The 10,528-nt window shown below is 68.3% G+C and carries 10 protein-coding genes; 6 read left to right on the top strand and 4 right to left on the bottom strand.

The window, feature by feature from the left end:
- Window positions 1-161 precede the first annotated feature (161 nt).
- Window positions 162-632: an RDD family protein gene (locus ACZ7HQ_RS03535; protein ID WP_470984089.1), complete on the bottom strand. Its 471-nt coding sequence runs from the start codon at window positions 630-632 to the stop codon at window positions 162-164.
- A gap of 209 nt (window positions 633-841) precedes the next feature.
- Here ACZ7HQ_RS03535 and glnA point away from each other — a divergent pair, with 209 nt between their 5' ends.
- Together glnA and ACZ7HQ_RS03525 are read left to right on the top strand one after the other, a co-directional pair.
- Complete coding sequence (glnA, locus tag ACZ7HQ_RS03530) at window positions 842-2,251, top strand: type I glutamate--ammonia ligase (protein ID WP_191871237.1); 1,410 nt, start codon at window positions 842-844, stop codon at window positions 2,249-2,251.
- 398 nt (window positions 2,252-2,649) lie between these two features.
- Window positions 2,650-5,274: a discoidin domain-containing protein gene (locus ACZ7HQ_RS03525; protein WP_470984087.1), complete on the top strand. Its 2,625-nt coding sequence runs from the start codon at window positions 2,650-2,652 to the stop codon at window positions 5,272-5,274.
- A gap of 297 nt (window positions 5,275-5,571) precedes the next feature.
- Here the strand turns inward: ACZ7HQ_RS03525 and ACZ7HQ_RS03520 are convergent, their stop codons facing one another.
- Window positions 5,572-5,823 (bottom strand): hypothetical protein, encoded by a 252-nt coding sequence (locus tag ACZ7HQ_RS03520; RefSeq protein WP_470984085.1) that lies wholly within the window; start codon window positions 5,821-5,823, stop codon window positions 5,572-5,574.
- Between the two features lie 276 nt (window positions 5,824-6,099).
- Here ACZ7HQ_RS03520 and ACZ7HQ_RS03515 point away from each other — a divergent pair, with 276 nt between their 5' ends.
- The 3 genes from ACZ7HQ_RS03515 (at window position 6,100) to pspAB (ending at window position 8,004) form a co-directional block, all read left to right on the top strand.
- On the top strand, window positions 6,100-6,354 hold the full coding sequence (locus ACZ7HQ_RS03515) for an SCO2583/SCO2584 N-terminal domain-containing protein (protein ID WP_470984083.1): 255 nt from the start codon (window positions 6,100-6,102) through the stop codon (window positions 6,352-6,354).
- Between the two features lie 113 nt (window positions 6,355-6,467).
- Window positions 6,468-7,388 carry a zinc metalloprotease HtpX gene (gene htpX / locus ACZ7HQ_RS03510; RefSeq protein ID WP_470984080.1) on the top strand — a complete coding sequence of 307 codons (921 nt, stop codon included), beginning with the start codon at window positions 6,468-6,470 and terminating at the stop codon, window positions 7,386-7,388.
- 31 nt (window positions 7,389-7,419) lie between these two features.
- Window positions 7,420-8,004 (top strand): PspA-associated protein PspAB, encoded by a 585-nt coding sequence (gene pspAB / locus ACZ7HQ_RS03505; RefSeq protein WP_470984078.1) that lies wholly within the window; start codon window positions 7,420-7,422, stop codon window positions 8,002-8,004.
- Between the two features lie 16 nt (window positions 8,005-8,020).
- On the opposite strand, the gene ACZ7HQ_RS03500 is transcribed toward pspAB, so the two are convergent.
- Window positions 8,021-8,302 (bottom strand): hypothetical protein, encoded by a 282-nt coding sequence (locus ACZ7HQ_RS03500; protein ID WP_470984076.1) that lies wholly within the window; start codon window positions 8,300-8,302, stop codon window positions 8,021-8,023.
- A gap of 138 nt (window positions 8,303-8,440) precedes the next feature.
- Here ACZ7HQ_RS03500 and ACZ7HQ_RS03495 point away from each other — a divergent pair, with 138 nt between their 5' ends.
- Complete coding sequence (locus tag ACZ7HQ_RS03495; RefSeq protein ID WP_470984074.1) at window positions 8,441-10,081, top strand: alpha/beta fold hydrolase; 1,641 nt, start codon at window positions 8,441-8,443, stop codon at window positions 10,079-10,081.
- A gap of 61 nt (window positions 10,082-10,142) precedes the next feature.
- Here ACZ7HQ_RS03495 and ACZ7HQ_RS03490 read toward each other — a convergent pair whose 3' ends face one another.
- A complete protein-coding gene (locus tag ACZ7HQ_RS03490) occupies window positions 10,143-10,457 on the bottom strand; it encodes a hypothetical protein (RefSeq protein WP_470984072.1) in 315 nt (104 codons plus the stop codon).
- Between the last annotated feature and the right edge of the window lie 71 nt (window positions 10,458-10,528).

The raw sequence follows: 10,528 nt of genomic DNA, 5'->3' as shown, positions 1-10,528 counted from the left end.
AGGGGCATACGGATCATTCTCCGCATTAGGGCCCGCCCCGGGCATGGACGCGGTCTTCATACCGGGGACTCCGGGCCTGGCGTCCCTCCCCCCGCCCCCCCCCCCCCCCCCCCCGGGACAGGCCCAGGCGAGCGACGGGCCCGTGGCTCAGCGGCGCCGGCTCACATCCGTACCTCGACGGTCTTCGCCAGCCGGTCGTGCAGCCCCCGGCCGTCCCGGTCCCAGATCAGCGCCGGAATCGCGAGGCAGAGCAGGATCGTGCGCAACACGGCCCGCAGCGGGTTGACCGTGCCGGTCTCAAGGGCCACCACCCGGATGCCGAAGAGCCGTTTGCCCGGAGTGAAGCCGATCGTGCCGACGGTCAGCACGCTCATCAGCAGGAACACCCCGAGCGCCCAGTTGCTCGTTGCCGGGACCTTGTAGCCGCTCGTGATCAGGCCGTATGCGATCAGGACGCTCAGCCCCCAGTCCACGGCGAGCGCGCCGACGCGCCGGCCGGGCCGGGCGATCGAGTTCGGGCCCTCCTGGGGCAGACCGAGCTGTTCGCCCCGGTACCCGAAGCCCGCGCCCGCCTCTTCCATGGCCGCGCGAGGCCCGGAGAGCCACGATCCGAGTGCTTGCCTGTTGTCCACGCGACCACGGTACTGTGCCCGAAATGACCCGGGTACGGCGGGGTGTCCCGGGGCTAGGGTGGAACCGTGGCCGGTTAACTTCTGCGAAACAAACGGGTCACGCCCGAGAAATCACCCGTCCCTAGGGTCGAGACCAGCGTGTGCCACCGCACTGGCCGCACGAACGATCTACCACCCCGGCGAGGACGGTCGGGAGTAGGAGGAGCTGGATGTTCCAGAACGCCGACGAGGCCAAGAAGTTCATCGCGGACGAGGACGTCAAGTTCATCGACGTCCGCTTCTGCGACCTGCCGGGCGTCATGCAGCACTTCACGGTGCCCGTTGAGGCGTTCGACCCGGACGAGGAGCTGGCCTTCGACGGATCGTCGATCCGCGGCTTCCAGGCCATTCACGAGTCCGACATGGCTCTGCGTGCCGACCTGTCCACCGCGCGTGTCGACGCGTTCCGCCGGGACAAGACCCTCAACATCAACTTCTTCATCCACGACCCGATCACGGGCGAGCAGTACTCCCGTGACCCGCGCAACGTGGCGAAGAAGGCCGAGGCGTACCTCGCGTCGACCGGTATCGCGGACACCGCGTACTTCGGTCCCGAGGCCGAGTTCTACGTCTTCGACAGCGTCCGTTTCGCCACGTCCGCGAACGAGTCCTTCTACCACATCGACTCCGAGGCGGGCGCCTGGAACACCGGTGCGGTGGAGAACAACCGCGGTTACAAGGTCCGCTACAAGGGCGGCTACTTCCCGGTTGCCCCGGTCGACCACTTCGCCGACCTGCGCGCCGAGATCTCCCTGGAGCTGGAGCGGTCCGGCCTGAAGGTCGAGCGCCAGCACCACGAGGTCGGCACCGCCGGCCAGGCGGAGATCAACTACAAGTTCAACACCCTGCTCGCCGCCGCCGACGACCTGCAGCTCTTCAAGTACATCGTGAAGAACGTGGCCTGGCGCAACGGCAAGACCGCGACCTTCATGCCGAAGCCGATCTTCGGTGACAACGGCTCGGGCATGCACGTGCACCAGTCGCTGTGGAGCAACGGCGACCCGCTGTTCTACGACGAGGCCGGTTACGCGGGCCTGTCGGACACCGCCCGCTACTACATCGGCGGCATCCTCAAGCACGCCCCGTCGCTGCTGGCCTTCACCAACCCGACGGTGAACTCGTACCACCGTCTGGTGCCGGGCTTCGAGGCGCCGATCAACCTGGTGTACTCGCAGCGCAACCGCTCCGCCGCGATGCGTATCCCGATCACCGGTTCGAACCCGAAGGCCAAGCGAGTCGAGTTCCGCGCCCCGGACTCCTCCGGCAACCCGTACCTGGCCTTCTCGGCCCTGCTGCTGGCGGGCCTGGACGGCATCAAGAACAAGATCGAGCCGGCCGAGCCGATCGACAAGGACCTGTACGAGCTGGCTCCCGAGGAGCACGCGAACGTCGCCCAGGTCCCGACCTCGCTTCCGGCCGTCCTCGACTCGCTCGAGGCCGACCACGAGTTCCTCCTCCAGGGCGACGTCTTCACGCCGGACCTGATCGAGACGTGGATCGACTTCAAGCGCACCAACGAGATCGCCCCGCTGCAGCTGCGCCCGCACCCGCACGAGTTCGAGCTGTACTTCGACGTGTGATATCGCTAAGGCCAGGCGGGCTTCCGCTCCCCTGGACCATCTGTGGGCCGTCGGCCGGCTCTCCCCCCAGGAGAGCCGGCCGACGGCCTTTCGTGTCCGTCAGGCGTCCTCCACCGCGGGTTTCCTCAGGGGAGGCCTGCGTGCGATCCGCGCCGTGAGCGCACGCCAGGACGGGGCAAGACCGCCAAACTGCTCAGGCCCCAATAACCCGACCACCCTGGTCACCGTTCATTTGGCTCTGGCTCACATCCGGTGGTAACGGATGTGAGCCAGAGCCGAATCGTCTCGAAAGAGCCGAACGATTTACAGCCCCGAGCGCCCCGCCGTCAGCGTCATATTGACCCAAGGACGCTCTCATATTTAAAAGGGTGCAGAAGACCTGAAAAGAGTGGTTGCGGATGCTGCAGAGCGATGTTTCGGCTTTCCGACGCGCGGTCGTCTGGTTGTCCGTTCTGGTTGTTGAGCTGTCGTTATCACTGGGTTGTACCGCGGGCGCTGCGGACGCCGCGGTGCCGGTGACGTATTACGTCTCTCCCGGTGGGAGCGGGTCGGCCTGTACGCCGTCGGTTCCGTGTGCATTGGAGACGGCGAAGTCAGCTGTGGAACAGCGGACCTCCGCCATGACAGGTGATCTGGTTGTGGAGTTACAGGCTGGTACGTATCAGCTTTCGTCCACTCTTGCGTTTGGGTCGTCCGACTCGGGCCAGAACGGCCACGATGTCATTTACAGGGCATCGCCGGGGCAGAAGGTGATCCTCAGCGGCGGTGTCGCCGTCACCGGCTGGAGTCTTCATGACGCGGCGAAAAACATCTGGATGGCTCCCGCCCCGGCTGGTCTGAGGACTCGGCAACTCTATGTGAACGGCCGCCGCGCCACCGTCGCGAGTATGCCGGCGAGTACGGTCTTCGGGTCGATGCAGCAGACGGGCGCCGGCTTCACGTACACCAGCGCCGTGCCCAATACCTGGCATGACACGGGCAGTGTCGACGTCGTGTACAGCCATTCCGCGTCACATCGCGGCTGGACGTATTCGGTCTGCCCGGTTTCCTCGATCGCCGGCGGCACGGTCACCATGAACAATGCCTGCTACGCCAACGTGGCCGGCATCAACCGAGTCACAGTGCCGACCGCCGTGGAGAACAACTACGCACTGCTCAGTTCACCGGGGCAATTCTATCTGGATACCAGCGCCGGGGTGATCTACTACATTCCGCAGAACGGCCAGGACATGCGGACTGCCACAGTGATCGCCGGAAAGTTGCAGACGCTCATGGAACTGGCCGGTACGCCGGACAGCCCAGTGGAACACATGCGTTTCACCGGCCTGAGTTTCGAGCACGCCACCTGGCTGCTCGGCGACCAGGGGCTCGCTGATCTGCAAGCCAACGTGCTCTTCACCCGGACTCAGGACCCCTCCGCCCACACGAAGCCGCTTCCGGCGAACGTGGCCTGTCACTCCTGCAACGACGTCACGTTCGCCGGGAACACATTCACCCATCTCGGCGGCGGCGGCCTCGGCTTCGACGGGGGTGGCCAGAACAACACCGTCACCGGCAACGTGATCACCGATGTCGCGTCCAATGGCATCCAGATCGGCGACGGCACGAACTACACCCCGCCAGACACATTGGAGTCCGGGTACTCGGTCCGCGACAACTACGTCCACAACGTGGCCACCGAATACTCTGGCGGGGTCGGAATTCTGGCCACCTGGGTCAAGCACACCCAGATCACCCACAACGAAGTGTGGGACACCCCCTATACAGGTATTTCACTGGGCTGGGGCTGGGGCGTCGCATCGTCCCAGCCCATGGTCGACAACCACGTCGATTCCAACTTCGTCCACGATGTCATGACGTCAGCGCTCGAGGACGGCGGTCCCATCTACGTGGTCGGGACCCAGGGAGCCTCTCCGCCCTCCACGATGACCGGGAACCACGTCGAGAACGACTCCCAGCGATACGCGGCACTGTACATGGATCAGGGATCCAGCTACTGGCACGTGGAACACAACGTAGTGAATGGCTACGCACCCGCCTGGCTCTTCGTACAGTCGATGGCACTGCCTGTCGCGGAGCACAACACGGTGCAGAACAACTACGCAGGCGCCGATGCGGGCGACATCTTCACTACCCCGCCCGGCACCAATACCGTGTCCAGCAACACCACCGGAGTCACGGAAGGGAATTGGAACGCCGAAGCCAAGGCCATCATGGACGACGCCGGCCTCGAGCCGGCGTACACCGGGATCAGGAAGGGCGGGCAGCAGCACAACCTCGCCTACGCACGGCCCGCCACAGCCTCCAGCACCTACTCAGCGCAGTACGCGCCGGCCCAGGCCAACAACGACCGGATCACCACGCCTGGAAACGGCCCCTACAGCACCCCCTTTGCATCGGCCGGCGATGACCCCTCAGCCTGGTGGCAGGTCGACCTCGGCGCTCCTTACCCCCTGTCGAAGATCCAGATCCTCTTTCGCCAGGACGGTGTCGACAACCCGGACGAAAGGCGGGACCTCCAGATCTGGGTGTCCAACTTCCGCGGCATGTCACAAGACCACACCCTCGCCTGTGTCATCGGTGCCGCTCCCCTGCCCTACCAGTCCAGCTACGATTGCCCCGCCCCACCGGGAATCTGGCGCTACGTAACCGTCACCAAACCCGGCCACCTCGTCCTGGGGCAAGTCCGCGCCTTCGGCGCCACGGCCATCATCCCGGACCCCTGTTCCCAGGGCGAGGAACAGCCAACCCCTCCGGCATGTGACGCTGCCGCAAGCAGCGGGCAGGCCATTTCAAACTGCCCGCCCACCTCCGCGCCATGTCTGCAGGACCTGGCCGGTGCCGGCACGGAAACACTGCAGCTCATTTCTCGAACAAATGAAGATATTGCGAACTTCGAACGGAAGACGCGTGATACCAGTCCGGACACCGCAGCCCAGGACCTCTGCCCCGTTGCCACATCGATCACATCCCAGAGCCAGGCAACAGACTTCTCATTCCCCCCGAGCTGGTGGTACTGCTGAGAAGCCATCCGCAACTCCCTCTGCGGGCTCCGTTGACTCCAGTGCTGCTGCGAAGTCGGATTGAGATCAGCCCAAGCGGGTGATGCATACCACGCGAAATTCAAACAACCATATTTGACGAGATCGGCCCCGGGCCTTTCCGCGGAACCATGGAGGGCCGCCGACGCCGCCCGGCAGACAGCGTTGAGGGCCGCCATCCGGAGATTTCCGGGTGGCGGCCCTCGCCCGTGTCCGGGTGTGGCCGCGGTCAGGGCACCGTGGTCCGGGTGCCGCCGCGGTCAGGGCGCCGCGGCTCCGTCAGGGCACCACGACCACCACGACGGAGTTGCCGAAGCCGTAGCCGCCGTAGCCGCCGTAGAAGCCGTTGTTGAAGAAGCCGTTGCCGAAGCCGTAGCAGTTCCACCCGCCGTAGAAGCAGCCACGGTTGGTGGTGACCTGGTTCGGGGTGGCTGCCGACGCGGTGCCTGCGGTGCCGATCGCCAGTCCGCTCGCCATCAGGACGCCGATGGCGGACGCTGCGGCGAGACGCCTCACGCGATGTGCCTTCATGGATCCACCTTCCTTCCACCCCTCGTGCGGCTTTCCGGGCACGAGACGGATGGCCGCGACCTCGGAGTGAAGAGTCCGGCGCGGTCGTAGAGGGTGCCGCACGGGTAGGGGAAAGCGGGGGCATACGACGATGGGCACCCCGCGGTGCGGCTCTGTGATAAATGCTAGCCGTCCGGCATCGACCCAGCATCCTGGGCAACCTTTGCCGCTTCCCACGCTTCCTACTCTTGGGGGATCATCCCCCTGGCTCTGTCCGACGAGAGAGGTTGAACGGGGATGACGGAAAGCGACAACTGGGAGCGGGAGTTCGATCATCGCTGGGCGAATTCCGCCGAGCACAAGGAGCCCTCGGCCCGGGCCCGGATGCTCGCCGCCCGCTGGAAGGAGAACCCGCCGAATCCGGCGCCCTTCCGCGCCGACCCAAAACCGGTGGCGCGCCGGGCGTCGTGGGCGTCGACGGCCATGGTCCTCGGCTGCGTGCTCGCGGTCATGGTGCTGATCGGGCTGCTGCAGTTCGGCTCGTCGTACTAGGCGGCCCACCGGTTACGTTTTGCTGCCCCTAGGGCCGTTCGGAACCACTTCATGGGAATCGGCAGGTGCACACTGGACAGCGGGACGAGTGCCTGACTGCGGGGTGATGCAAGATGCAGAGCCGCTTCCGGAGCGACCGACGGCTGACCGTGCGCATGGGTCTCACGATGTTCCTGCTCGGTCTGCTCTACGTGGGCTTCGTCGCCGCGCTGATCGCGCTGCTGAAGTCCTGGGTGCTGGTCGTCGTGGTGGTCGGGGCGATGTTCGTGGCGCAGTTCTGGTTCTCCGACCGGATCGCCATGTTCGCGATGCACGGCCGGGTCGTGGAGCGCGAGGAGTATCCGGAGCTGCACGCGGTGGTCGACCGGCTGTGCGGGCTCGCGGACATGCCCAAACCGGTGGTCGCGGTGTCCGACATGGACATGCCGAACGCGTTCGCGACCGGCCGGAACCCCGACCACGCGGTGGTCTGCGTGACCACGGGGCTGCTACGGCGGCTGGAGCCCGCCGAGCTGGAGGGCGTGCTGGCGCACGAGCTGTCGCACGTGGCGCACAAGGACGTCGCCGTGATCACGATCGCGTCCTTCCTCGGTGTGCTGGCGGGCCTGATCGTGCGCTTCGCCTTCTACTCCCAGGTCTTCGGCGGGGGCCGCAGGGACCAGAACACGGCCGCCGTCTTCGCCGCGATCATGGGTGTCTCGGCTGCGGTGTACGCGATCAGCTTCCTGCTGATCCGGGCGCTGTCCCGCTACCGTGAGCTGGCGGCCGACCGGGCGGCGGCGCACCTGACCGGGCGCCCCTCGGCGCTCGCGTCGGCGCTCACCAAGGTCTCCGGGGACATCGCCCGGATCCCGACCAAGGACCTGCGCACCGCCCAGGCCTTCAACGCCTTCTACTTCACCCCGGCGACCGGCAAGGAGCCCGGCATCGAGCGGTTCTTCTCCACGCATCCGACCCTGGAGCAGCGCCTCACGCAGCTGGGCCGGATCTCGGCGGAGCTGGGCGAGGCCGCCACCCCCGGGAAGGCGGGCTGAGCCCATGGCACCACGGAAGGCGGGCTGAGCGTTGGGGCTGCTGGACATCCTGCTGGGCCGTACGAAGCCGGTCGCACCCGATCTCGACCAGCTCTTCGCGCTGCCCTCGGCGGCCGTGACCCTTGAGGCCGCGGCCGGTTTCGCCCCGACCGGGGGCGGAGCGGTGTGCTTCGCCACGGTGGAGGGTGCGGCCTTTGAGCAGACCCACCGGGAGGTGCAGGCGCTCCTGGACGCGGACACCGACCGCACCGGACCGCCGGTGGAGCTGCGCAGGGACGACTACGGCTACTCCTGGCTGGTCTCCGAGCGCTCGCCGGACCAGCTGCCGGAGCTGGTCAACGACCTGCACGCGGTGAACAGCGCGATGGAGGTCAACGGTTTCGGCCCGCAGCTGCTGTGCTCACTGGCCGGCTTCACGGCCGACGACGGCCGCAAACTGGCGCTGGTCTACCTCTACAAACGGGGCACCTTCTACCCCTTCGCCCCGCTGCCCGGCGCCGGACAGCGCCGGGACGGCGCGCTCGAACTCCAGATGAAGGCGACCCTGGCGAACGACCTGCGGATCGAGCAGGACCTGAGCCGCTGGTTCCCGGTGTGGGGCGCCCCCGGTCTGTGACCGGGGGCGCCGGCGCTCACCTGCTCTTCTCGCGCTCCTGACGGCGGGTCTCGAAGGGGCGCTCCCGCCGGTAGCGGCGCTCCCACCTCGCCTGGCGGTCCCGGCGGTCGCGGTAGGCGCGATAGCTGTCGGGCACGGGCGGGGTGCCCGCTCCGGCGGGCGGTGGCGGGGTGCCCGGCGACCCGCGTCCGTGCGTCGCGTACAGGTACAGCAGCGCGACGGCGGCGAGCCACCACAGATGGTTTCCGATTCCGAGGATCACCAGGACGACCGTCCCGGACGCGACGATGCCACGCATGACGGACCTCCTCCGTGAGGTGAGGGTGGCTGGGGTGGAGTGTGTCGGCTTCGTGCCGTTTGTTCAGAGTAGGGAGGGCGCCGCCACGCCCGCACCTCGTTTTCCGCCCGCCGGCCCCGCCGTGAGTCAATGGCGCCCATGAACGAACTCCCGTCTTTCACGCAGGACTTCGACGGCGAACGGCTCAGCGTGGTGAGCGCCGGCCCGCCGGGCCGGGCCACGGCGGTGCTGCTGCACGGCGCGGGCAACGGCAGCAAGGAGCGGCTCCTGCCCCTGCTCACCGAGTTCGCCGAGCACGGCTGCCACGCCATGGCGTTCGACTTCTCGGGTCACGGCGCGAGCACGGGCGCACGGGCGGAGCTGAGCCTGCGCAGACGGTTCGAGCAGGCCGTGGCGGTGCTGGACGCGCGGGCACCCGCGGACGACCCGCTGATCCTCGTCGGCTTCAGCATGAGCGGCCAGACGGTCGCCGATCTGGTACGGCACTACGGCCCCCGGGTCGCGGCCGTCGGACTGTGCGCGCCCGCCGTCTACGCCCCCGAGGCCTGGGAGGTGCCGTTCGGGGACGGCCGGGGCCGGTTCAGCGAGATCATCCGCACGCCGGACAGCTGGCGGCGTTCGCGGGCGCTGGAGGCGCTCGGCACCTACGAGGGCCGGGCGGTGCTGGCGGTACCGGGCACCGACGCGGTCATCCCGCCGGCCGTGACCGAGGCCGTACAGGACGCGCTGGCGGCACGGGCCCAGTTCACGCGCTTCGAACTCGCCGCGGCGGATCACCACCTGGGGCTCTGGTTCCGTGACCACGCAGGGGACCGACGGGAGTTCGTGACGGCCCTGCTGAGCGGGGTCGACGGAGCGCGGGGCTGGTCGGCGACCCGGGCCTGGGTGGCCAAGCAGCTGCCCGCCGGACGTACGGTCGTGGACACGCGGCCGCTCGAGGGCGGCTGGTCGTCGCAGATGCGCGCGCTCACCCTCGACAACGGGGAGGAGCTGGTGCTGCGCAGCTTCGTGAAGCCCTTCTTCCGCCGGCACGCCCCCGAGCTGCTGTCCCGGGAGGCGGAGGTCCTCGGGCTGCTCGCCGGCCAGGAGGGCGTTCCGGCCCCGGCGCTGGTCGCCGTGGACGCCGCCACCGAGCACTGCGAGCACCCGTCCCTGCTGATGACCAGGCTGCCCGGCCGGGTCCGGGTGGACGACGCGGACGGGACGGCCCTGGACCGCCGGCTCGATCTGCTGGCGGCCCAGCTGGTACGGATCCACGCGGTCGTTCCCCGGGAACGGCCGCGCACCTACCAGGCATGGACGTCACCGGAACGCGTGCGGACCCCGGCGGGGGAGCCGTGGGAAGAGGCCGTCGAGGTGATCCGCCGGGACCCGCCGCCGCACCGGGGCCGCTTTCTGCACCGGGACTACCACCCGGGCAACGTGCTCTTCACGGACGACGGCCGGAGCACGCGGATCAGCGGGGTCGTCGACTGGGTCGAGACCTCCTGGGGCCCCGCCGATCTCGACGTCGCGCACTGCTCGACCGCCCTGGCCCTGCTGCACGGCCCGGAGCACGGCCTGGCCTTCCGGGACCGGTACGAGCGCCAGGGCGGCCATGGTCTCGCCGACGGCCGGGACCATCTCCACTGGCGGCTGCTGGACGCGCTCCACTACGCCCCCGGCGCGGACAAGCCGGCCGGGCCGTGGCGCGCCCTGGGCCGTACGGACCTGGGCCCCGAGGTGCTGGGCGAGCGCCTGGAGGCGTATGTGCGCGGACTGCTGGAGCGTTACGGCTGAGCGGTCCGCACGCCCTCCGGCGCCGGGTGCCGCCAGGGACACGGGGCACCCGGCGCCGGCGTCAGCGGCTGTACCGCATGAACGCGCGCACCATGTGGCACGTCGTGTCGGAGGGCGGGCGCATGCCGATCTCCTCGGCCGTGCTGCGGATCGTCTCGTCGCGGGCCTGGGCCGGCTGGTGGATCCCGGAGTCGAGCAGGGCTATGGCCAGGCGCATGGCCTTCAGGCGGCGGTTGTGGGTGACGTACCACTCGCGCGGCCGTCCGGCCGGCAGCGGCCGCTTGGTCACGGGCTCGTACGGCGAGTCGAACAGCACAGGGTGCTGGACGGTGGACTGGGTGGGCAACGGCTTCGGCTTCAGGGCGGCAGCGGGCACGGGCATCCTCCTGTCGCGGTCAGGGCAGCCGTCCGGGGTTCCGGCGACTGTCTCGAACACTGCTTCCAGTC

This window comes from Streptomyces sp. NPDC037290 (assembly GCF_055603245.1).
Note: the sequence above shows the minus strand (reverse complement) of the source record. Positions and strands in the feature narration are given on the sequence as shown.